Here is a 24,690-nt window from a genome sequence, read left to right as displayed (position 1 = left end):
TTTCAAATAACTATTAACCAGTAACTATTAACTTTCACCAATGAGCATCATCATCGACATCAACGCAAGACAAATTTTCGACTCTAGAGGAAACCCAACTATTGAGGTAGACGTAATTACCGAAAACGGTTTTATGGGCCGTGCTGCAGTTCCTTCCGGAGCTTCCACTGGCGAACATGAAGCTGTAGAACTTCGCGATGGAGGAAAAGCTTATATGGGCAAAGGTGTACTGAAAGCTGTTGAAAACGTAAATGGCAAAATTGCAGGAACACTTTTGGGAATTTCGGTATTCGAACAGGAATTGATCGATAAAACAATGATTGATTTGGATGGAACCAAAAATAAATCGAAGCTTGGCGCCAATGCAATTTTGGGAGTTTCCTTGGCCGCGGCAAAAGCTGCTGCCAATGAATTGGGAATGCCTTTATATCGTTATGTGGGCGGAGTTAGCGCGAAGACGCTTCCCGTACCAATGATGAATATTATCAACGGTGGCTCACACAGTGATGCGCCCATCGCGTTTCAGGAATTTATGGTTATGCCTGTAAAGGCGAAAAACTTTACGCACGCAATGCAGATGGGTTCTGAAATTTTTCATAACCTTAAAAAAGTACTGCACGATCGCGGGTTGAGTACTGCTGTTGGCGACGAAGGCGGATTTGCCCCAACTTTAGATGGAACGGAGGATGCTTTGGATACTATTGCAAAAGCAACCAAAAAAGCAGGTTACAAATTGGGCGACGATGTAATGATTGCTTTGGATTGTGCTGCTGCGGAATTCTATGTGAAGAAAAAATACGATTATACAAAGTTCGAAGGCGAAAAAGGAAAAGTACGTACTTCAAAAGAGCAGGCTGATTATTTAGCTGAATTGTGTAAAAAATATCCAATCATTTCAATTGAAGACGGAATGGATGAAAACGATTGGGAAGGCTGGAAATACTTGACCGAAAAGATTGGTGATAAAGTTCAATTGGTCGGAGACGATTTGTTTGTTACAAACGTGGAAAGACTTTCAAAAGGTATTTCTGAGAAAATTGCGAATTCAATTCTTATAAAAGTAAACCAAATTGGAACATTGACCGAAACTATTGCCGCCGTAAATATGGCGCATAATGCTGGCTATACTTCCGTAATGAGCCACCGAAGCGGGGAAACAGAAGATAATACAATTGCAGATTTGGCGGTTGCATTAAATTGCGGCCAAATAAAAACTGGTTCTGCTTCGCGAAGTGATAGAATGGCGAAGTACAATCAATTGCTCAGAATAGAAGAGCAATTGGGTGAAGTTGCCTATTTTCCGCAGCAAAACGCTTTCAAAATATAGCTTTATTATAAATGAATTAAAAACCTCGCTACTAGCGGGGTTTTTTTTATGTTACGAAAATCGGCTGTATAACCTATGATTTAAGGATTTTTTAACCTAAGATTACTTAGAAATGTTAAAAAAATTGCTTGAGATTTTGTAATTTAGCATTTCTGAATAAATTAAAAAAACACACTATATTTTATGGCAAAGATGGCGACCCTCGAGATAGATGGTAAAAAATACGAGTTTCCAATTGTAGAGGGAACTGAAAACGAATTAGGGATAGATATAAAAAGTCTTCGTGGCGACACGGGTGGCGTTGTGACGCTAGATCCGGGATATAAAAATACAGGAGCTTGCGAAAGTGCCATCACCTTTTTGGATGGAGAAAAAGGAGTTTTGCGTTACCGCGGATATGCCATTGAAGAACTTGCTGAAAAAGCACATTTCTTAGAGGTTTGTTACCTTCTTATTTTTGGTGAATTGCCCACCAAAACCCAATTAGAAAAATTCCATACAGATATAAAAGCACAATCACATGTTGATGAAGATGTAAAAAGAATTTTGGACGGTTTTCCAAAAGCCGCACACCCAATGGGCGTTCTGTCTTCTTTGACTTCGGCTTTGGTGGCTTTCAATCCTTCGTCCGTAAATGTGGATAGCGAGGAAGATATGTATAAAGCTATTGTGAAAATCCTTGGAAAATTCCCGGTTTTGACTGCTTGGACATATAGAAAACGTATGGGGCTCCCGTTGGATTACGGCGGAGATTCTTTAGGATACGTAGATAACTTCCTAAAGATGATGTTCAAAAAACCAAACGGGGAATACACTACAAATGAAACCGTTTTGGAAGCTTTGGATAAGCTATTGATTCTTCACGCAGACCACGAACAGAATTGCTCTACTTCTACAGTACGAATTGTTGGTTCGTCACATGCAGGTCTTTTTGTTTCGATTTCTGCAGGAATTGCAGCGCTTTGGGGGCCACTTCACGGAGGGGCAAACCAAGCGGTTATTGAAATGCTTGAAGCTATTAAGGAAGACGGTGGCGATACCAAAAAATTTATGGCCAAAGCAAAAGACAAGGACGATCCTTTCCGATTGATGGGCTTTGGGCACAGAGTCTATAAAAACTTTGACCCACGCGCAAAAATCATTAAAAAGGCTGCAGATGATGTTTTAGAGAATTTGGGTATTGAAGACGAAATTTTAGACATTGCAAAAGCATTGGAGAAAGAAGCTTTGGAAGATCCATATTTCGTGGACAGAAAATTATATCCAAACGTAGATTTCTATTCAGGAATCATTTATCGCGCATTAGGAATTCCAGTTGAAATGTTTACGCCTATGTTCGCTTTGGGGCGTTTGCCGGGTTGGATAGCGCAATGGAGAGAAATGCGTTTAAACAAAGAACCAATAGGCCGTCCTCGCCAAATTTATACTGGCGAAACCCTAAGGAGCTTTGTGTCTGTAGAAAAAAGATAAAAACAATTTTTAATATATTTGAAAGCACTTCGGTATCGAGGTGCTTTTTTTATATTTGCTATATGATCAAATTAAATATCAACGACGAAATTTCACCATTGCGTGCTGTAATATTGGGTAGGGCCGATAGCAATGGCCCCGTGCCAAAACTGGAAGATGCCTACGACCCAAAATCTGCAGAACATATTAAAGCGGGCACCTATCCAAAGGATGAAGACATGGTTGCCGAAATGGAGGCCGTTGCTGAAGTTTTTAAAAAATATGGTGTAAAGGTTTATAGGCCGCATTCCATAAAAGATTACAATCAAATTTTTTCGAGAGATATTGCTTTTGTGATTGAGGATAAATTTATAATCGCCAATATTCTCGATGACCGTTCTATGGAAATTGAAGCCATTGAGCATGTAATCAATCAAATTGATCCATCAAAAGTAATAGAATTTCCCGAAAACGCACATATTGAAGGTGGCGATGTAATGCCATGGGGTGACTACATTTTTGTGGGTACCTATTACGGCGAAGATTATCCCAGCTTTATTACGGCACGCACAAATATGAAAGCTGTAAAACATCTTCAAAAATTGTTTCCCCATAAAAAAGTGAAATCATTCAGTCTTCGGAAAAGTAATACGGTTGCCGATGAAAACGCATTGCATTTGGATTGTTGTTTTCAGCCTTTGGGAAGAGGCAAGGCAATCATCCACAAAGAAGGTTTTTTGATTGAAGAAGAATATCAATGGCTTATTGATTTCTTCGGAAAGGAAAACTGTTTTCATATTACGAAAAATGAAATGTACAATATGAACAGTAATATATTCTCTATTTCCCCCGATGTTGTTATTTCAGAAAAAAACTTTACAAGATTAAACACTTGGCTACGCGAACAAGGCTTTACGGTTGAGGAAGTTCCCTATGCCGAAATCTCCAAACAGGAAGGTTTGCTTCGTTGTACCACGATGCCTTTAGTTAGGGATTGATTCCAAATAAGTTCTTTTGTGCCACAACTTGCGTATGCATAGAAGAGTGCAATTTGTAAGGCATTGTAACTATTTGTTATTCCTATTAAATAACGACTCAAAGGGTTATTTAACAAAAAAACCGTCGCCACTTTCACAAAAAATTAGTAAACTTGGCGTAACAAAATTTTAACACTTTGAAAAAAATATTCTCCCTATCTTTTTTATTGCTGTTTTTCACAGCTTTTTCACCTCTTACTGCCCAACAAAAAGACATAACCAATGAAGAAATTTGGGGTGGCGCTTTCCGCACCCAAGGCTTGGATGTTCTTCGTTCATTAAACAACGGAAAGGAATATGCGGTGCTAAATTATGACAGAGAAAACAAAGCTTCGACGATTGATGTTTATGATTATAAAAGCGGTGATAAAGTAAGAACCCTTTTAAATAGCAATGATTTAAAGGGAATAGATTACGTTATTTCTTATGAATTCAATAAAGACGAATCAAAAATTCTTTTCACAACAGAGCTGCAACAAATTTACCGCCGTTCATCTTTAGGTACTTATTATGTTTATGATATAAAAACGAAAGATTTTAGCCTTGTTTCAACCAATAAAATCCAGGAGCCTACTTTCAGTAATGACGGCAATAAAATTGCTTATGGTTTTGAAAACAATCTTTATGTAAAAGACCTGAATTCTGGTGAAACCAAGCAAATAACTACAGATGGTAAAAAGAACAGCATCATCAACGGTATTACCGATTGGGTTTACGAAGAGGAATTCGCCTTTGTGCGCGCCTTTGAATGGAGCCTGAATGGTGATAAACTTGCCTACATTAAATTTGACGAAACTGATGTTCCTGAATACACAATGGATGTTTATGGCAACAATCTTTATCCTTCTGCCGAAACCTTTAAATACCCAAAAGCAGGTGAAAACAATTCCAAGGTTTCTTTACAACTTTACGATCTTGTCAGTGGAAAAACGTCAACAGTAGATCTTTCAAAATACAATAGTTATTACATTCCACGCTTGCTATGGACTGAAGACAATAATCTTTTAAGCGTGCAGCTTACCAATCGTCATCAAAATATTTTGGATTTAGTTTTTGTGGATGCTTCAAACAATACTTCAAAATTGATCTTGGAAGAAAAGGACGATGCCTATGTTGACGTTACGGACAATCTAACTTTTTTAAACAACAACAGCTTTTTCTGGACAAGTGAAAAAGATGGCTGGAACCACATCTACCAATACGATAAAAATGGGAAACTATTAAACCAAGTGACCAAAGGTCCTTGGGAGGTAACCGCTTATTACGGTTTTGACCAAAATACAGGTCGCGTTTATTACCAAAGTACTGAAAATGGAAGCATTAACCGCGATGTATATTCCATTCTGCCTTCTGGGAAAAACAAAATTCGTTTAACACAGCAAACTGGAACCAACGATGCAGATTTCAGTGCAGATTATACCTATTTTATAGGCTCTTTTTCAGACGCCAATACACCTTATGTTTTCACGCTTAACGAAGCTAAAACTGGAAAGATACTTCGCGAAATAAAAAACAACACAGATTTGAAGAGCCTTTTGGCTTCCTATAAAATTTCACCAAAGGAATTTTCAACCATAAACATCAATGGTGAAGATTTGAATATGTATATGATAAAGCCATTGGATTTTGATGAAACAAAACAATATCCGCTTTTTCTGTATCAATATTCAGGTCCTGGTTCGCAGAACGTTGCGAATAAATGGATGGGTGGAAATGATTATTGGCACCAAATGTTAGCAAACGAACAGGATATTATCATTGCTTGTGTTGATGGTCGCGGAACAGGTTTTAAAGGTCGCGATTTCAAAAAAATGACCCAAAAGGAATTGGGCAAATATGAAGTGCAGGACCAAATAGTCGTCGCAAAAAAACTAAGTGAACTACCGTATATTGACGCTTCCAGAACTGGAATTTGGGGTTGGAGTTATGGTGGTTTTATGTCCTCAAACAGCTTATTTCAGGCTCCAGATACATTTGAAATGGCCATTGCCGTTGCTCCGGTAACTAGCTGGAGATTTTATGACAGTATTTATACAGAGCGTTATATGGAAACCCCACAGGAAAACCCAACGGGCTATGATGAAAACTCACCACTTTCGCACGTAAATGGGTTGAAAGGTAAATTTCTGTTGGTACACGGAAGTGCCGATGATAACGTACACGTTCAAAACAGCATGCGCTTAATAGAAGCTTTGGTGCAAGCCAACAAGCAATTTGATTGGAGAATCTATCCAGATAAGAATCACGGAATTTACGGTGGCAATACTCGCTTACATCTTTATACTTTAATGACCGATTTCATCAAAAAGAATTTATAAAAATTAAATCTAACTAATAATTAATCATATGTCAGAAGCACTTCAATATCAAAAACAAAAGGAATTATTTGGCCACCCTGTAGGTCTTTACATATTGTTTTTCACAGAAATGTGGGAACGTTTTTCCTATTACGGAATGCGCGCCATTTTGGTACTTTACTTAGTGGCAGAGGCGACCAGCGGAAACCCTGGTTTGGGCTGGACCAATGGTGATGCACTTTCACTTTACGGGACTTATACGATGTTGGTTTATGTAGCTTCTATTCCCGGAGGTTGGATAGCAGATAAATTTTTAGGACAAAAGCAATCGGTTCTTGTCGGTGGTATTTTGCTTGTTTTGGGTCACGGAATTCTTTCAGTGGAACAAATGTGGGCGTTTTACACAGGGCTTGGACTGATCATAGCGGGAGTTGGAATGCTAAAACCGAATATTTCAACTATGGTTGGAGGTCTTTATAAGCCTGGTGATATTAGAAGAGACAAAGGTTTTACAATATTCTATATAGGTATAAACGTTGGAGCATTTCTTTCAAGTTTGATTGTAGGTTATGTAGGTGAAGTTTATGGATGGCATTACGGTTTTGGTCTTGCTGCAATAGGAATGCTATTGGGATTGATTCAATATATAGTAGGTCAAAAGCATTTGAAATATGTAGGTAATAATACCAATAAATCTATTGATCCAGAAGAAAAGGCGGCAATGAAGAGACCGCTATCAAAAATTGAAAAAGATAGAATGATTGTATTGTTCATTTCTTTCATTTTGGTGATTGTATTCTGGGGCGCTTTTGAACAGGCAGGAGGTTTAATGAACATTTATGCTTCTGAAAAAACCAATAGAATGTTGATGGGCTGGGAAGTTCCTGCATCTTGGTTCCAATCCTTAAATGCACTTTTCATTATTATATTGGGTACAAGCGTTGCAGCCTATTGGGCACATAGAAAGTTGAAAGGAAAAATATCAACCTCACTTTTCAAAATGTGTATTGGCTTAATAATTATGGGTACTGGTTTCTTTTTTATGACCGGAGCTGCTGCACAGTATAATGCAGATGGCGCTTCTGCAATGTATTGGTTAGTAGCTGCTTATTTGTTCCACACTGTTGGTGAATTATGTTTGTCGCCGGTAGCACTTTCATACATTACAAAATTGGCTCCTTTAAAATATGCGTCATTGATGATGGGTGTTTATTTTGCAATGACCGGTTTTGGAAATAAAGTTGCTGGACTTTTAGGGGAATCTGCTTCAGATTTGGGTGAATATACCGTATTTACTGGAATCGCTGTTTTCTGTGTTGTTTTTGGATTATTGGTATTATTGGTAAGAAAGAAACTAGAGAATCTTACACATGGGGCAGAAGATAACGAGCGCGAAATTCTTGAAAACGAAGGATTCGAATTGGCGGATCCAGACCATACTAAAGGAAACTAATTTTTCAAAAATTCAATTTAACCAAAGCATAAACAAATGAACACCGATATAGAAAATCTGTTTAAGGACAAAGTTTTAGGGCATCCCGCGGGGCTTTTTATCCTTTTCTTTACTGAAATGTGGGAGCGCTTTTCCTTCTACGGAATGCGAATCCTTTTGGTACTATTCTTAACAGCTCCAATTTTAAGTGACAATCCAGGTTGGGAATGGCCACGTGAAAACGCGTTAGCTTTAATAGGTACTTATGCTTCCTTGCTCTATTTAACTCCAATTATTGGAGGGTGGATAGCCGATAAAATTACGGGTTATCGTATGGCGGTGGTTATTGGATGTGTTGTAATGACATTGGGCCACGCCTCTATGGCGTTGGAAACAACTGCTTCTTTTTATTTGGGGCTTGCCCTTTTGGTGATAGGAACAGGTTTTTTTAAGCCGAATATTACGTCTATTATTTCTGAAATGTACAAAGGCAAGGAATCCAAAAAAGATGGAGCTTATACCATATTTTATATGGGTGTGAATGCTGGAGCATTTTTCGGAATGATGCTTTGTGGTTATTTAGCCGAAAATTATGGCTGGTCTTGGGGCTTTGGTTTGGCAGGTATTTTTATGTTTTTGGGAATGCTTCAGTTTTTGCTGGCTGGAAAACTATTTGGAAATATTGGTGCAAAACCTTCAAAAATTCACGAGGTAGAAATTCCACAAAACATTAATGAAGAAAGACCTGAACTACGTGAAGAGGAAGTGGTGCCAACAAAATTAAACCCATTTACCACTTTTGATAAAATTTTAGTAGTGCTATCCTCAGTTGGTGGTTTGTTGTATCTTTTTAATGATCCATTGGAAAAAATAGGCGGAACATCGTTAGTCCCTTTTGAAGTTGGTGGTTTAAGCGGTACTAATGTAGTTGTTTTAACAGCCTTGGTTTTGTTCTTAATATTATTAATAACACGTATAGCTAGATATTTGCCAATAGTTCGCGACAGGATTATAGCTGTTTCAATCTTCGGACTTTTTACCGTTTTCTTCTTTTCGTTTTTTGAACAATCGTTGGGTTCAATGACATTATTCGCAAGGGATTATACCGACAGGACTTTGGTAGGAAATTCTGCAATGATTTTTAAAGTTGTGGATGCACTTTTAACTACAGTTCCGTTGATAATAATTACTTGGGTAATCTTTCTTCTTTTCAAGAAAACTTTCAATAGAATTGGAGCCTCCAATATTGTGCTGGCAATAGCCTTTATTGGTGTTTGGGGATTGGTGCTTTATAGACTGTACGATAAATTTTCACAGGAAGGCAATGAAGTTGACGCAACTTGGTTTGGTATTTTGAATTCGTTCTTTATTATTACATTGGCACCTTTATTTTCAAGATGGTGGGAGAGTAAGTACAATCCGAGCGCTGGAATGAAATATGGAATAGGGTTAATACTTCTAGGGCTTGGCTTTGCAGTATTGTCCTATGGTGCTTCCGACATTCCTTCAGGAGCAATGACTGCTTCTGTGAGCATGATATTTTTGATTTTGGCTTATTTGCTCCACACAATGGGCGAGCTTTGCATCTCACCGGTTGGACTTTCTTATTTAAGTAAATTGGTGCCAGCAAGAATGATTGGTTTCATGTTTGGAGTTTGGTATTTAGCCATTGCAGTGGGCCAAAAAGCAGCAAACACAATGGGAGGTATGATTGATGAAATTTCCGCTAAATATTCCTTAGGGACATTCTTTTTAATTTTCACATTAATACCTATTGTTGTGGGGATAATTGCAATGGTGTTAAATCCTGTTCTAAAAAAATTAATGCACGGCATCCGTTAATACACAATACTTTATGCTATAAAAGCGTTCCTTTTTTATGGAACGCTTTTTGTTTCAAAAATTCTGAAAACTAAAAAAATTACAATGAAATATTTTCTACTTCTCCTTTTTGTTTTTTCCGCAGCAACAATCAATTCCCAAGAAATTAAGTGGATGACGATGAATGAAGCTTTGGCGGCTCAAAAGAAAGAACCCAAAAAGATTTTTATGGATGTTTACACTACCTGGTGCGGTCCTTGCAAAATGCTGGATAAAAACACATTTAGCGATAAGGAAGTTGCTGAATATGTAAACAAAAACTATTATGCAGTTAAATTCAATGCAGAAGGAACCGAGGAGGTAAACTATCAGGATTTTGTTTATACCAATCCCAATTATGATCCAGCAAGAAAAGGCAGAAATTCGCAACATTTGTTTGCCCACGCATTAAAGGTAAACGCATATCCAACGGTTGTTTTTTTTGAGGAAAACGGAGACCTTATTCAAGCTGTGCCCGGTTATAGAACTCCACAGCAACTTGAAATATTCCTAAAAATGATTCACAGCGATGATTACTTGAAAATTACCACAACAGAAGCTTGGGAGGATTATCAAAAAAACTTTAAATACACATTTTAGGATAGCATTTTCGGTTTCATATTCGGGCTATTCTATTGAGAAAGCTCCTTGTTTTGCAGTATGGCAGAACGGGAGCTTTTTTAATTTACACGTCTTTTCCCATCGTTTGGCATAACTGTAATAATTGCTTCCATCGGCCACAATTTGTTTTGGTTTCAAACTATCAATCATTCGATTTAAATTCACTTTTGGACTATTGGTCAAAACAATTGTATGAATGCTTTTTTGCTTGGGATAAATGCCCAGGCTATCCATTATAAAAATCTTTTTATTGTTGTATTGAAATATTTTTATCAGCTTTTCTTCAAAATAATTTTCAATATTAAATGCGCTTCGGAATGATTTTATAGGATATTCTTCGGAAATGTTATTAGTGGAGTCGTTTTTAAAAATCGTAAAATTTGTTCCGTTTTTATAGCCAATCAAGGTCTGTTTGCTTTTCTGAAAAACTATTAATTGATTGGATGAGGTTCGGAATTCGTCAAAAATATAAATTGTAACAAATGCTGAAATTGCCAAAAGTGAAATAATCAATCTGTGATAACTTATTTTCTTCAAAAACAATACTAAAGCAATTATCAAAAGATAGGTTCCAAAAACCTTTAAGCTTGAAAAGTGAATATTTTTGAAAAGAAATTCGTCCTGCACGGCCACCCAATGAATAAAGCCATTCAACCCTTCAATCAGAAAATTATAGCTTTCCGCAAGCCAATTTGGAAGGATTTCTAAAGACGCTAAAACAACTATCAGTATTCCGCCGCACATCAAAATTGTTAAAAAGGGAAGTATTACAATATTAGTTAACAAAAACAACCCGGGAAACTGATGGAAATAATAAAGAGTCAAAGGCAAAACGCCAATTTGCGCACAAATGGTAACAGATACAATCGCCCAAGTTTTACGCACAATCCTGTATTTTGAATACCCAACTTTATAGAAAAGCGGTTGTAGCCAAACAATGAAAAATACCGCCAAATAGCTAAGTTGAAACCCAACTTGAAAAAGCCATAATGGATTAATAATCAGCAATGTTAGGAACGAAAGAAATAAAGTATTTATGGAATTGGTGTCCCGCTCGAAAAGTTTTGCCAAAGCAAAAAAACTGAACATAGTTACCGCGCGCGTAACAGAAGGCGAAAGCCCTGAAAGTAAAGCAAATCCCCAAAGTAGCAATACAATTAAAATGGCTTGAAAGTATATTCCAAATTTCCAACGGCTTAATGGTCTGAAAAGAAAAGTAAGTATGAAGAACAGAATTCCGACGTGAAGTCCTGAAACCGCCAAGATATGAACTGCTCCGGCTGCTGCATATTCCGTGTAAAGATTTTTACCAATATCTTTCTTTTCGCCTAAAACGAGCGCTTGTATAATGGCGCGTTCGTCTGTTTTTAGTTTTGTCTTTTGAAGTTTTTCTACAATGCTTGCCCGAAAATTTTGAGCCATTCCCAATATAGTTCTTGTGCCTTTTCGGGTTTTTAAAATCTCCTTTTCTGAAACTCGCAATTGTCCATAAACTTCCAATGATTTCATATATTTTGAATAATCAAATTGGTGCGGATTTAATGGTTTTGGGATTTCAGAAATAGGGGCGTAAACCAATAGTATTTCATCAGGCGAAAATGATTTCGATAAAGAATCTTTGGAAACATTAAGCAATATTTTTCCTTTAGTTGGTACGCCATTTATAGAGTTTACTGTAGCAAAATATTTTAAATTGAATTTATCTGGCTTTAATATTTGCGTGATTTTCAGTTGAAATATTTCAGCAGTATCATCAGTAACAAGGTGCGAAAAATGTTTTGATTGAAACTCTGGCAGTCTTATCTGATAACTGAAATAACCAATAACAAAAAAACAGAGATAGGTGGCAATTCCGAAGTAAACAGTTTGAATCAATTGCTTACGCGACCAGAGCCACAGTGCAAAAACAGCCAGCAAAAGCGCCAAAAGATAATTCAGTAAAAATGTAGAAATGGGAAGGAAATGCGCAGCGAGAATTCCTAATACAAGAAAAAACGAAAACTTTACGACTGCGAAGTTTATGAATTTCATACCCCAAACTTTAGATGAGACCTAAAATCAATCGGGGAGAATAACTTAAAATTAATAAATGTTGCTCAAATATGCAACTAAATAACGCGTCGCACTTCCACAAAAGCCTTTTTCCAATAGGCTTCATCGAGTGATGAAATAATTACGCCAGCACGGGTTGTGGAGTGGATGAACAATACTTCGCCGCGCTTTGCTTCTACCACCAAACCTACGTGAGTAATGGTGTTTTTACGGCTGGTTTTGAAGAAAACCAAATCGCCTGCTTCAATATCCTTAAAGGAAATAAGAATTCCCTTAGTGGCCATATCGCGCGAAATTCGAGGCAAGGTTATATTTTCTTTTTGAAAAGCGGTGTACACTAAGCCAGAGCAATCCATTCCGGCTTCGGTAGTACCGCCAAATTTATAGCGTGTGCCTTGAAAAGTCTTTGCGTAATCAATGATTTCCCTTTTTATTTCTTTCGGGCTTTCTTCATTGTTTTCAGTATGGGCCTCCTCTTCATTTTCTTCTTTCGCAACCTTGTTGTTTTTATGTGTATTTACTTTTCGAACTGTTTTCGTTGCGTTTTTTCCAACAATAGCTTCGGGAACTTTTCCAGTGTTTTTTGTGCTGCCACAGGAAAAAAGAAATAAAGCGAAGAAAGAAAGAAGAAGTAGTTTTTTCATCAAAAGGGAATAGAAGATTAATGCTTAAAAATATGAAATATTATTTACTTCACTTGATTGCGGAATGTATTAGTTTGGCTGTGTTTTCACTGGCACCACGACCGCCGAGCGCTTTTTCAAGGTCGTAATAGTCCAAGAACATGGCTGCGCGTTTGTATGGATCTAAAATAATGGTCAACTCCTCTTTAAGTCTTTTTTTGTTGAAATCAGATTGAATAAGTTCTGTTACGGCCGTTTTGTTAAGAATTAAATTTACCAATGAAATATAGTCTAATTTAATCACGCGTTTTGCAATTTCATAGCTAATCCGGCTGCCTTTATAACATACTACTTGCGGTACTTTAAAGAGGGCGGTTTCCAAGGTAGCCGTGCCCGAGGTTACCAAAGCAGCTTCCGAAATACTCAAAAGATCATACGTTTTGTTGGTTACAAAATGCACGTTTTTTGTACTGAGAAATGTTTCGTAAAAAGACTTTTCCTGACTGGGCGCTCCGGCAATAACAAATTGATAATCCTTAAAATCTTTGGCTACGGAAATCATTATTTCCAGCATTTTTTTTATTTCCTGCTTTCTACTTCCAGGGAGTAAAGCAACGATTGGACGATCGTCCAGCCCATTTTCTTTTTTGAAAGTTTCTGGGTCAACTTGGGTTCTGTTGTAAATGGCGTCAATCAACGGATGGCCCACAAAATGAACAGGGAAGTTGTGTTTTTCCTCATAAAATTCCTTTTCAAAGGGAAGAATTACATACATCTGGTCCACATCGCGTTTTATATCTTTGATGCGGCCTTCCTTCCAGGCCCAGATTTGTGGGGAAATATAATAATGCGTTTTATAGCCTTTCTTGCGCGCCCATTTCATAATTCGGAAATTGAAGCCGGGATAGTCTATAAAAATAATAACATCGGGATTGTAAGCTTCAATATCCTTTTTGCAGCGTTTTATATTTTTCAGAATTGTGTTTAGGTTCATTACAACTTCGGCAAAACCCATAAATGCCAGTTCGCGATAATGTTTTACCTCAGTCCCGCCAACAGCTTTCATTAAATCGCCGCCCCAAAAACGGAAGTCTGCTTCAGCGTCTTCCTTTTTTAAGGCTTTCATTAAATTGGCTCCGTGTAAGTCTCCGGATGCTTCGCCTGCTATGAGGTAATACTTCATTGGTCTTGGTTAAAGGGTTGCAGGTTGCAAGTTACAGGTTGTGGTGGTGCAATAAAACTTGCAACTTGTAACCTGAAACTTGCAACTACTTTAGTACATTCTGTATCAATATATCAAAAAATTCCGTCAATGTCATTCCAGCTTCGCGGGCTTGTTTGGGGATGATGCTTTCTGTGGAAAGGCCGGGATTGGTATTTATTTCCAAGAAATAGGGTTTTCCGTTTTCTATGATGAATTCACTGCGGGTTATGCCTTTCATATTCAATAATTTGTATATGCGCATTGCTTCTTTTTGTACCATTTCGGTCTCTTCCTCTGAAATTCTTGCAGGTGTGATTTCCTGTGATTTCCCTAAATATTTCGCTTCGTAATCAAAGAATTCATTCTCTGAAACAATTTCGGTTACCGGGAGTGCAATTATTTCTTCGCCTTTATTATAAACACCTACAGAAACTTCTACTCCCACTAAAGCAGTTTCAATTATTATCTCAGTATCTTCCGTAAATGCTTTTTCAATGGCGGGCATTATTTCCTCCATTTCGTTCACTTTACTTATACCAAAGCTGGAACCGGAACGATTTGGCTTTACGAAACAAGGTAAGCCCGTTTTCTTTACAATTTCTTCAACATTTATTTCGGTACCTTCATTCACATAATACGAATTTGCAGCACGAACGCCAAAATTCTTCAAAACCGAAAGACAATCGCGTTTGTTGAAACTCAGCGCAGCTTGGTAATAATCCGTGCTTGTGTGTGGTATTTTCAGCAATTCCCAATAAGCTTGCAAATAACCATCCTCACCGGGCGTGCCGTGTATGGTATTAAAAATAGCATCGGGGCGAATTGTTTCGGTGCCATTGTCAAAACTAAAATCTGCTTTGTTTATGGAATGCTTAGTGCCGTTTTTAGCAATAAAGTACCATCCTTCTTCCAAAATATGGACGGGATAGATTTCATACTTGTTTTTATCGAGGGCATTACAAACCACTGCGCCACTGTTTAGCGAAATTTCAAACTCGCTGGAATAGCCGCCCATAGCCACGGCAATATGTTTTTTACCCATAACAAATCTTTAAAACCGACGTTAAATAACTCACAAAACAAAAATATCACTTATCCATAGAAAGATACTAACTTTGGGTTTTATATTTTTGTGCATTAACAAACAAACGTATGACTTTTTTCCAATTTGTGTTTTCCAAGGCATTTTTGAAGCAGTTGCTTTTGGCAATCGTTGCTATTTTAGTTTTGGCATTTTTGATATTGTGGTGGTTACGCTTCACCACAAACCACAATGAAACGATTGAAGTGCCTAATCTCGCTAAAATGTCTTTGGACAAAGTAGAGGAGAAGTTGGACGAAATGGATCTTCGCTATGAAATCTTAGATTCAGCAAACTACAATCCCGATTATCCGAGATATTCCGTAATTGAACAAATTCCAAAACCGGGCAAATTTGTAAAAGAAGACCGAAAACTTTATTTAACGCTGAACCCCTCGGGCTACCGAAAAATTGAAGTACCTGATATATTGGGTAGAACCCGTAGACAAGCCGAACCAACACTTTTGGCAATGGGTTTTGTGATTGGAAAAATAAGCTATCGCCCGCATATTAGTGACAATGTCTTGGAAATGCGTTATAAAGGCGAAAAGCTTGACCCCGGCACTCCACTGCAAAAAACATCGATAATTGATTTAATTGTTGGCGACGAATCATTGAACAGAATTCAATCTGAAGATAATTCTTCCGAAGAAAACCAAGAAGCGCCAGATAATAGTGAAGAAGAGAACAATGGCGAATTTTAACGAAGAAGAAATTGACGATACAGATGGTAATGATGATCTTTATGAACATTACCGCTTTAAGGCAGACAAAGGGCAGGGCGCATTAAGGGTAGATAAATACCTGATGAACCTAATTGAAAAAGCTACCCGAAACAAAATTCAAAAAGCTGCAACCGCCGGTAACATATACGTAAATGGCGTTCCCGTAAAATCAAATTATAAAGTAAAAGGAAATGATGTGGTTACGGTGCTTTTTGAGCATCCACCGTATGAATTTCTATTGGTTCCCGAGAATATTCCGTTGGATATTGTTTATGAGGATGACGCCGTACTTGTAGTGAACAAACCTGCGGGAATGGTTGTGCATCCCGGACACGGAAATTATAGTGGAACACTTATAAATGCACTGACCTATCATTTCGAAAACCTTCCGAATAATAGCAGTAATCGTCCTGGACTTGTCCACAGAATAGACAAAGACACAAGCGGGTTATTGGTAGTGGCAAAGACGGAGGAAGCCATGACCCACCTCGCCAAACAGTTTTTTGACAAAAGCACGGAGCGCGAATATGTAGCCCTTGTTTGGGGAAATGTTGAAGAAGAGGAAGGTACCGTTGAGGGAAATATAGGCCGTCACCCAAAGAACCGTTTGCAAAACACCGTTTACGAAAACGACGAAGAAGAAAAAGGAAAACCGGCCGTTACACATTACAAAGTTTTGGAACGCTTGGGGTATGTAACTCTTGTTTCCTGTAGATTGGAAACGGGTCGTACCCACCAAATACGTGTGCATATGAAATATATAGGTCACACACTCTTTAATGACGAGCGTTATGGTGGCGAAAAAATATTGAAGGGAACCACTTTCAGCAAATACAAACAATTTGTGGAAAACTGTTTTAAAGTACTGCCACGCCAAGCTTTACACGCCCGTACGCTAGGTTTTGTACATCCAGTTAGTGGTGAATTTATGCGTTTTGAATGCCCCATCCCCGAAGATATGGAAGCTTGTTTGGAGAAGTGGCGGAATTATTCGCAGCACGTTATTGAGTAGAAATTCCAAATCACAAGTGCCAAATTCCAAAAAAAAATATTTTAAATAACGCGTTGGATAAAATTAGTTTGAAATAATAAATGTGTTATTTATTATATTAATCTCAAAGCTCAATTTGTTTCTAAAGTGTTAGTCTGGGCCTTTTCAAAGACACTTCTATCCTGTACCTCGACAAGTTCTGTGTGATAAAAGAATTTCAATTTTAAAGCAATACAGAATTACGCAAACGGTTTTTAATTACTAAATATCAATTAGATCATCTACATTCATACAATCTTTTTTTTAGTTAAAACATAACTGCCTCTATCAAAGGAATATTGAAAGAGGCAGTTATGTTTTGTTGTATTTTTAAATTTAAATCACCTACTTTTTCACCCACTTGGCTGTAGAAGTATTTTTTCCATCAGAAATAGTTACGAAATACAGTCCGCTGTTTAAATGTTTCAAATTATAAGTTGAGGTTGTTTCCAGATTTTTTTCTTCTGAAAAAACCAGCTTTCCATCAATACTGAAAATTTTGATTTTTGCGTTTTGCATTGCGGTAGGGATTGTAAACCTCAAGATGCCTTCCGAAGGATTTGGAAATATGGTTATAGTGGAAGCTGGATTAAACTCTGCCACTCCGATAGGTGGGTCAATTTTCACAAAGCCGTCGCGGCTATTGTCGCCTTTATAACCATTGCGTTTTATGGTGTCTGGATTGTATGGAACATTAAGGTTATAAACGCTTACAAAAGTAGAGTCTATTCCTGATCCGAAAGTTTGGGTATAGCTATTTGCAGTAAGGTCTAAAAGGCCATCATTATCAACATCGCCCAAAACAGCTCCGTTTAAGAATGTAAATCCGTGTGGGCGTAAAGGAAATCCAGCTATTTCTCCTGAGCCATCTAAAGAATAAGCGTGAATAAAGCCTTCGCCTGCCGCATCAGTCATTACGCTGGGAAAAATTATATCCAATACATTGTCGTTATTCACATCTGCAATGGAGATTACGCCTTCAGTGCCGCCATATTTTTCTATGGGAAAGTTTGGCAGGTTATTGCCGTCTGGGTCTAGGCCATAAATAACAGGCAATTCTTCACCGGGTGTTCCGCTAGTGATTCTGTCTGACATGAAGATATCCAAAGTGCCATCAGTATCTATATCCAAAACGGTTGCTGGTGAGTAGGTCCAACCGCTGAGAGCGATGGGCCAGCCAGCTTTGTAACTACCGTCGTGTTCCATAACGTAAAAGCCGGCAGCGTTACCGTGGTTGCTTCCTATTATTTCCAGATCGCCGTCATCATCTAGATCTGCAAGAATAGGGGATTGGTAGGAGTAATTCACATTTGCATCAAAAACAGGGAAGTTTGGAAAAACCGCACCTTGATTATCAAAAATATACATTCCAGCACTGGAGGCGGCAATCACTACGTCATTGTTTCCGTCATTGTCAACATCAGCTATGGAGGGAGTGAAAGCTGGTGTAGCGGCAACTTCCACAGGCCAATTGGCATTAAGGGGAGTACCATCCATTTTAATGACGTGAACAAAACCTTGACCGCCAGTTACGCGCTCACCAGTTACAATATCTAAAACACCATCGCCATCTACATCTGCGGCGGCTGGAGCATTTATCATCCAATGGTCGTCAAAATTTAAGGGCCATCCGGGCAGGTTGTTGCCCACAGGGTCTAAAAGATAGACGCGGCCTGCATTGGGTACACCGCCAGTGTTTAGGATTATTTCCAATGTGCCGTCGCCATCCAAATCTACAACCGTGGGTGGGAGAAGGATAGTACCGCTCACGGGTTTTTCCCAAAGTACATCGCCATTGCCTTCTAGAGCATAAAGCGTATTCCATATTCCGTAGAGTATTTCGTCCACTCCATCGTTATCTATATCTGCCAAAGTGGTTCCACGACTGTTTTTGAAGTTGGGGTGCGCTGGTTCGCCAAAACGCCAAAGCATATCAAAAACCTGGGTTTTTTCTTGGCTGTAATAATTTTCTGGAAGCGTAACAGTTTCCACGGAAATAGTGCCGTCTTCATTAAGGGTGGCTTTTTTGCCTTGTTGCTGAGCAGTGGCGGTGGTAATTATTCCGAGGAATAGAACCGATAGGAAAGTAATTGTCTTTTTCATAAGAATTTTTGTGATGTTAGATTTTATAAAGTTATTGATAAATATTGGGTTTGCAAGGCTGTGGCTTTAGTTGTCTTCGGGATTTGTTCGGGAAAGGGTACATTTTTGTGAAGAAAAGTAGGGGCGGCCTAGAGGGCAGATAGAAGAAAAGTAGAGGGAGACTAGAAGGAAAGTAGAGGGAGACTAGAAGGAAACTAGGAGGAAATACGGCATACCATCGGCATACAGTCAACATACTGTCGGTATATAGTCGGCATACGGATTTGGTTATTTTGAGGGAATTTTTTAATTTTCATCTGAAAAACCCATTTTAAACCAGATAGTTATGGCTTCAGATGATAATTTTCCACCGATTAAAGGAACTTATAACGGTATTAACTATTACATTCAGAATGGCAAGCAGCGCCAACGGAAAGCGGGTGGTGGATTTACCCGTGAAAGTATAAAGAATAATCCAAAAATGCAAGGAGTTCGGGATAGTAATCAGGAACTGGCACTTTGCAGTAGGTTCAACAAGAATTTTAAGGAGGCGTTATTTCCGTTTATTAATGATTTGGGAGACGGGACCTTGCACAGTAGGTTGATGAAACTTTTTATGCAAATTAAAACGCTGGATGAAGCGCCTGTGGGAAAACGCACTGTGGTCAATGGGCTTTGTTGTGATATGGGACGGAAGCTTTTGCGGGAATTTAAGTTTACCAAAGGACCTGGCACGAGGGATATTTTAGGTCCGATTGCTGATCTTGATACTAAAACAGGGGTTTTGAAAGCCGTTGCCTTTGACCCAAAAAGGTTGAAGTTTCCTAAAGGATCAACGCATTTTTATTTGCAGTATGGAGTGTTGGAGTACAACTTAAAGGGGAATGCTTTTAGGTTTATTCTGAATACCGATGCCTTGGTGGTAGCGAAAGAGGATGAGGCAAAGGAGTTGGTGCTGGAAATACCCGAAAAGCCTAAGAAAGGGAGTGCAGTGTTTGGAGTTGTGAAGGTGCAGTTTTACCAGAAGTTGCCAGATCGGTTTTATAAGTCGTTTGCTAAGGGGGCTGTTGGGATTGGGGTTGTTTAGTTGTTGGTTGTCGGTTATTGTACGTCCCTGATATAGGTTGACCACTTAAAGTGTGGAAAACTATGAAAGCAAATGTACGAAGTATTCGCAAGACGCGTAAATACTCAATTGAATTTAAAAAACGAATTGTTGCAGATTTTGAAAACGGTAAGTTCAGTGTGCTTCAACTAGAGAAGCTACACGGAGTATCAGAACAGTCGATTTATCGTTGGATCTATAAATTCTCTACCTTTAGCGAGAAAGGATTCAGAATCGTAGAGATGAAGGACAGCAGCAACAAAAAAATGAAGGAGCTCGAGGCTCGTGTAAAGGAGCTTGAGCGCACTGTGGGTCGCAAGCAGATAATGATCGATTATCTGGAGAAGATGATGGAGATAGCCAAGGATGAACTTGACATCGACATCAAAAAAAACTTCGGCACCCCACAATCAACTGGTTCCGGGAAAACAAACAAAAAATGAGTTTTTCCCTGAACAGTCTCTACAGAGAAGTTGGCCTGAGCAAGCAGGCCGTTGCCCAGTACGATACTAGGCAAAAGGTCTTTGATAGCAAAACAGCACAGCTGGTCCTTGAAGCAGACGAACTGCGAGCGGACCATCCAGGTTGTGGGGTGGAGAAAATGTACTATACACTTAAACCCGACTTTATGGGAAGGGATCGGTTTATAGAACTCATGATGGAACTGGGATATCGCTTGAAGCGTAAAAAGAATTACAAAAAAACAACAATCGCTTCAAAGATCTATTACCCCAACCTTATAAAAGGAATGGAAATTGACCGTCCATCGATGGTGTGGCAGTCCGACATTACCTACATACCCATCGGCAACAGACATTATTACGCAGTCTTTATAATAGATGTCTATACCAAGAAAATTGTAGGCTATAAGGTCTCTGGCACTATGCGGGCACGGGCAAATATGGATGCCTTAAATATGGCCCTGAGAGAAAACGATGCTCCGTTGATACACCATAGCGACAGAGGAAGCCAATATACTTATAAAGAGTACATAGGCCTTCTAAAGCGCAATGGAAGTCAGATAAGTATGGCACTCTCCGCCCAGGACAATGCCTTTGCCGAGCGTATCAACAGGACCATAAAAGAAGAATACCTGGACCACTGGAAGCCCAAGGACTTTGGCCAATTAAGAAGAATGACGGCAAAAGCCGTAAAGAACTATAACAACAAAAGATTGCATAACAACAATGACAGAATGAGCCCTGAAAAGTTCATAGCCCAATTTTCTTTCTTGAGGCCTCAAGAAAGAAAATTGATGACTATTTTTGACAATGAATTAATTAACTAAAAACGGTCAACGCTAATCAGGGAAGTTCATATGTGTTATACCCACCCGTCTGCTTCGCAGCCACCCCTCCCTTTCAGGGCGGGGAGTAATTTTTTATTGTTATTTTATTTTATTTTATTTTATTCTATTCGTATTCCTTCCCCTTCTAATAATTTTCAATTAAAAGTTTGTTGTTTGTTTAAGGGGAAGGTGGCTTTTGGCTTTTTCTGCCAAAAGACGGAAGGGGTTTTGTCTTTTAGTTTTATAACAAGTACCCACCCCGTCTGCTTCGCAGCCGCCCCCTCCCTTACAGGGCGGTGAATGCCCACCCCGTCTGCTTTGCAGCCACCCCTCCCTTGCAGGGCGGGGATTAATTTTTAATGTTATTTTATTTTATTCTTGTTCCTTCGCCTTCTAATAATTTTGAATTAAAAGTTTGTTGTTTGTTTAAGGGGAAGGTGGCTTTTGGCTTTTTCTGCCAAAAGACGGAAGGGGTTTTTTCTTTTAGTTTTATAACAAGTACCCACCCCGTCTGCTTCGCAGCCACCCCTCCCTTTCAGGGCGGGGAATATTTTTTTAAAATAAGATTTTTTTATTTTTTGGATATATATATATTGTGCCAGTTAAACCAGAAGCTCATCAACCCCTCGACACCTAAACTCATAAACTTTTATAAATGAAACACGTACTACTTACCCTAACCCTGTTTGTCTCTTTTTTTGCCAGCGCACAGATAGTAAACATACCCGATGCCAATTTTAAAAATGCGTTGCTAAACCATAACCCTGTTATTGATACCAATGGGGATGGGGAGATTCAAGTTAGTGAGGCGGAGGCTGTTACTGAATATTTAAATGTTTATCAAAAGGAAATTAGTGACATGACAGGAATTGAAGTTTTTGTGAATTTACAAGAGCTGTCCTGTGATAGAAATGAAATAACTGAATTGGATATCTCTCAAAATATAAATTTAAAAAAGTTGTATTGCAATTATAATGATTTGAGCGAATTGGATATTTCAAATAATACTAATTTAGAGGTTTTGCAATGTGTAGCAAATAATTTATCATCACTCGATACTTCACAAAATTTAATGATTTGGCACATGTATTTGGCGAGTAACAATCTAACCACAATAGATTTGTCACAGAATGCAAATTTACAATCATTTCTTGCCGCTGGTAATTCTTTAACGTCTTTAGATGTATCCCAAAATTCTGAATTACAAAATTTACAAATCAATGGAAATGATATTACATCGTTAGACGTAACAAGCAATCAAAATTTAATAACATTAAGTGTATATAGTAATAATATAGGAAGTTTAGATATAACCCAAAATCCTAATCTTGAGGGTTTATTTGTTTCGCAATGTGGATTAAGTAATTTAGACGTGAGTCAAAATTTCAACCTTATTAATCTTCAATGTTCTAACAATAATATAAATTCATTAGACGTAACAGAAAATACACTTCTTGAAAATTTGTCAATAGGAGGGAACCAAATTGTAAATATTGATCTCTCGCAAAATGTTCTATTGGAAATATTTAGCTATAATTTTGGTCCAATTTCATTTTTAGATATATCTCAAAATATAAATCTTCTAGACGTTTCGCTGATAAATACACAAATAAACAATGTAGATTTTTCAAACAGTCCGAATCTTTGTAGGCTTAATATGAATAATAACTTTTTATTGGAATATATTAATTTGAAAAATGGTAATAATGAAATTTTGGTGGGAGGTTGTGCCAATCCTTTATCTTTACTGAACAATCCGAACCTCCAATTTATCTGCGTAGAAGATGCCCAATACGCCGCAACAAACTTTACCGATATTCCACCATTGGCAACCTTTGTTGAGGATTGCTCCATCGCCAACGGCGACCTAAACCATATAACTGGTACCGTAAAATACGACGATGAAAACAACGGCTGTGATGGTGGTGATGTTGGGATTGGTGGTCTGCTTGTAAACACTACAGATGGTACCAACAACTTTGCAACCACTACAATAAGCACTGGTGATTACAACCTTACCGTGGCAGAGAATATTTATACGACTACTGTTTTGGGGCTTTCGCCTTATTTTACATTAACGCCAGCCCAAGAGGTTGATACGTTTGTAGGTTTTAACCAAACCGAGATTGCAGATTTTTGTATCGCGCCAACCACCACCGCCAATGACCTTGCGGTAACCCTTGTGCCACTAAATGCTGCCCGCCCTGGGTTTGAGGCTCGATATAAACTGGTTTATGAAAACGTGGGCACAACTGAACTGAGCGGGAATGTGGAACTTGATTTTGATGGAACGCTTGTAACGTTTGTAGAGGCGACACCAACGGAAACTTCCATTAATGGAAATACCATTTCTTGGGATTATAGTAATTTAAACCCTTTTGAAACAAGAAGCATTGAAGTGATTTTTGAGGTAGCGCAACCGCCAATAGTGGAAGCTGGGGATGTACTGCCCTATACAGCGACAATAAATCCAGTAAGTGGCGATGCCGCTCCTGATGATAATGTTTTTGAGTTAAACCAAATAGTGGTAAACAGTTATGACCCCAACGATAAGCAGGTGCTGGAAGGCTACCAAGTGCTTATTGAAGATGTGGATGAATATTTGCATTACGTAATTCGTTTTCAGAATATGGGAACGGCAAGTGCCATCAATGTTCGTGTGCAGGATGCACTGGATGAAAAGCTGGACTGGACAACATTTAAGGTTCTCGATGCCAGCCACGCTATGGAAACGCAGCTTGTAAATGGGTCGATAGATTTTATATTTGACAATATCAACCTGCCTACAGCTACATCAGACCCTGAGGGGAGCCAAGGTTTTGTGGCTTTCAAGGTGAAACCCGTTTCCACGGTTCAGCTGAACGATGTAGTGGCAAACGCTGCGGATATCTATTTTGACTTTAATGCGGCTATTGTAACCAATACCGTCTTTACCAAGTTTGTTGATGTATTGGGAGTGACTGATTTTGACACCTTAAATGTTGTCGCGTACCCCAATCCCGCGAATAATATTCTGAATATTCAAGCCGATGGTTCTGTTTCTTCCATTGAAATAATGAATGTACTTGGGCAGACGTTGCTTACTTCCAAAGGAAATAGTAACCGTGAACAAATTGACATTTCTGGACTTAGTGCCGGGAATTACTTTGTACGGGTTGTTGTTGGGGATGGTAGTCGGGTTTTGCGGGTTGTGAAAAAATAACCCACCCCGTCTGCTTCGCAGCCACCCCTCCCTTTCAGAGTGGGGAATACCCACCCCGTCTGCTTCGCAGCCACCCCTCCCTTTCAGGGCGGGGAATACCCACCCCGTCTGCTTCGCAGCCACCCCTCCCCTGCAGTGCGGGGAATACCCACCCCGTCTGCTTTGCAGCCACCCCTCCCTTACAGGGCGGGGATTAATTTTTATTGTTATTTTGTTTTGTTTTGTTTTGTTCGTGTTCCTTCCCCTTCTAATAATTTTCAATTAAAAGTTTGTTG

General features: G+C 38.7%; 18 protein-coding genes. 13 read left to right on the top strand and 5 right to left on the bottom strand.

Annotated features, from left to right (window positions below):
• Positions 1–40 precede the first annotated feature (40 nt).
• The 7 genes from eno to Q2U82_RS01645 all read left to right on the top strand — a co-directional run bounded on the left by eno (position 41) and on the right by Q2U82_RS01645 (position 10,002).
• Complete coding sequence (gene eno / locus Q2U82_RS01675) at positions 41–1,327, top strand: phosphopyruvate hydratase (RefSeq protein ID WP_410006027.1); 1,287 nt, start codon at positions 41–43, stop codon at positions 1,325–1,327.
• Between the two features lie 183 nt (positions 1,328–1,510).
• Complete coding sequence (locus tag Q2U82_RS01670) at positions 1,511–2,797, top strand: citrate synthase (protein ID WP_410006026.1); 1,287 nt, start codon at positions 1,511–1,513, stop codon at positions 2,795–2,797.
• Between the two features lie 62 nt (positions 2,798–2,859).
• Positions 2,860–3,774 carry a dimethylarginine dimethylaminohydrolase family protein gene (locus Q2U82_RS01665; protein ID WP_410006025.1) on the top strand — a complete coding sequence of 305 codons (915 nt, stop codon included), beginning with the start codon at positions 2,860–2,862 and terminating at the stop codon, positions 3,772–3,774.
• Between the two features lie 176 nt (positions 3,775–3,950).
• Entirely contained in the window at positions 3,951–6,131 is a 2,181-nt protein-coding gene (locus Q2U82_RS01660; protein WP_410006024.1) for a S9 family peptidase, read from the top strand.
• 28 nt (positions 6,132–6,159) lie between these two features.
• Positions 6,160–7,563, top strand: a complete 1,404-nt coding sequence (locus Q2U82_RS01655) for a peptide MFS transporter (protein WP_410006023.1) — start codon at positions 6,160–6,162, stop codon at positions 7,561–7,563.
• 36 nt (positions 7,564–7,599) lie between these two features.
• The gene (locus Q2U82_RS01650) at positions 7,600–9,384 is read left to right on the top strand and encodes a peptide MFS transporter (RefSeq protein WP_068763119.1); all 1,785 of its coding nucleotides are present in this window, start codon (positions 7,600–7,602) and stop codon (positions 9,382–9,384) included.
• 84 nt (positions 9,385–9,468) lie between these two features.
• Positions 9,469–10,002, top strand: coding sequence for a thioredoxin family protein (locus tag Q2U82_RS01645; RefSeq protein ID WP_410006022.1), 534 nt, complete (start codon positions 9,469–9,471; stop codon positions 10,000–10,002).
• Positions 10,003–10,029: 27 nt separating this feature from the next.
• On the opposite strand, the gene Q2U82_RS01640 is transcribed toward Q2U82_RS01645, so the two are convergent.
• From Q2U82_RS01640 to Q2U82_RS01625, 4 genes are all read right to left on the bottom strand, one after another.
• A complete protein-coding gene (locus tag Q2U82_RS01640; protein ID WP_410006021.1) occupies positions 10,030–12,054 on the bottom strand; it encodes a ComEC/Rec2 family competence protein in 2,025 nt (674 codons plus the stop codon).
• Positions 12,055–12,131: 77 nt separating this feature from the next.
• Positions 12,132–12,719 (bottom strand): C40 family peptidase, encoded by a 588-nt coding sequence (locus tag Q2U82_RS01635; RefSeq protein WP_410006020.1) that lies wholly within the window; start codon positions 12,717–12,719, stop codon positions 12,132–12,134.
• 49 nt (positions 12,720–12,768) lie between these two features.
• Positions 12,769–13,881 carry a lipid-A-disaccharide synthase gene (gene lpxB, locus Q2U82_RS01630; protein WP_410006019.1) on the bottom strand — a complete coding sequence of 371 codons (1,113 nt, stop codon included), beginning with the start codon at positions 13,879–13,881 and terminating at the stop codon, positions 12,769–12,771.
• Between the two features lie 85 nt (positions 13,882–13,966).
• The gene (locus Q2U82_RS01625) at positions 13,967–14,944 is read right to left on the bottom strand and encodes a D-alanine--D-alanine ligase (RefSeq protein WP_410006018.1); all 978 of its coding nucleotides are present in this window, start codon (positions 14,942–14,944) and stop codon (positions 13,967–13,969) included.
• A 110-nt stretch (positions 14,945–15,054) separates the two neighbouring features.
• Here Q2U82_RS01625 and Q2U82_RS01620 point away from each other — a divergent pair, with 110 nt between their 5' ends.
• Positions 15,055–15,687, top strand: coding sequence for a PASTA domain-containing protein (locus tag Q2U82_RS01620; protein ID WP_410006017.1), 633 nt, complete (start codon positions 15,055–15,057; stop codon positions 15,685–15,687).
• On the top strand, positions 15,674–16,720 hold the full coding sequence (locus tag Q2U82_RS01615; protein WP_410006016.1) for an RluA family pseudouridine synthase: 1,047 nt from the start codon (positions 15,674–15,676) through the stop codon (positions 16,718–16,720). The genes Q2U82_RS01620 and Q2U82_RS01615 overlap by 14 nt, the downstream gene beginning before the upstream one ends.
• A gap of 363 nt (positions 16,721–17,083) precedes the next feature.
• Here the strand turns inward: Q2U82_RS01615 and Q2U82_RS01610 are convergent, their stop codons facing one another.
• Positions 17,084–18,841 carry a T9SS type A sorting domain-containing protein gene (locus Q2U82_RS01610; protein ID WP_410006015.1) on the bottom strand — a complete coding sequence of 586 codons (1,758 nt, stop codon included), beginning with the start codon at positions 18,839–18,841 and terminating at the stop codon, positions 17,084–17,086.
• A 325-nt stretch (positions 18,842–19,166) separates the two neighbouring features.
• On the opposite strand from Q2U82_RS01610, the gene Q2U82_RS01605 reads away from it, so the two are divergent.
• The 4 genes from Q2U82_RS01605 to Q2U82_RS01590 all read left to right on the top strand — a co-directional run bounded on the left by Q2U82_RS01605 (position 19,167) and on the right by Q2U82_RS01590 (position 24,415).
• On the top strand, positions 19,167–19,907 hold the full coding sequence (locus tag Q2U82_RS01605) for a hypothetical protein (protein ID WP_410006014.1): 741 nt from the start codon (positions 19,167–19,169) through the stop codon (positions 19,905–19,907).
• Positions 19,908–19,969: 62 nt separating this feature from the next.
• The gene (locus tag Q2U82_RS01600; protein ID WP_410004652.1) at positions 19,970–20,368 is read left to right on the top strand and encodes a transposase; all 399 of its coding nucleotides are present in this window, start codon (positions 19,970–19,972) and stop codon (positions 20,366–20,368) included.
• Positions 20,365–21,213 carry an IS3 family transposase gene (locus Q2U82_RS01595; protein WP_410006013.1) on the top strand — a complete coding sequence of 283 codons (849 nt, stop codon included), beginning with the start codon at positions 20,365–20,367 and terminating at the stop codon, positions 21,211–21,213. Before Q2U82_RS01600 ends, Q2U82_RS01595 begins: the two co-directional genes overlap by 4 nt.
• Positions 21,214–21,868: 655 nt before the next feature.
• Positions 21,869–24,415 carry a T9SS type A sorting domain-containing protein gene (locus Q2U82_RS01590; protein ID WP_410006012.1) on the top strand — a complete coding sequence of 849 codons (2,547 nt, stop codon included), beginning with the start codon at positions 21,869–21,871 and terminating at the stop codon, positions 24,413–24,415.
• Positions 24,416–24,690: the final 275 nt, after the last annotated feature.

The organism is Aequorivita nionensis (genome assembly GCF_046352995.1).
GTDB classification, from domain to species: Bacteria; Bacteroidota; Bacteroidia; order Flavobacteriales; family Flavobacteriaceae; genus Aequorivita; species Aequorivita nionensis.
The sequence above is the reverse complement of the archived record's forward strand: the minus strand, read 5'-3'. Positions and strand labels throughout refer to the sequence as shown.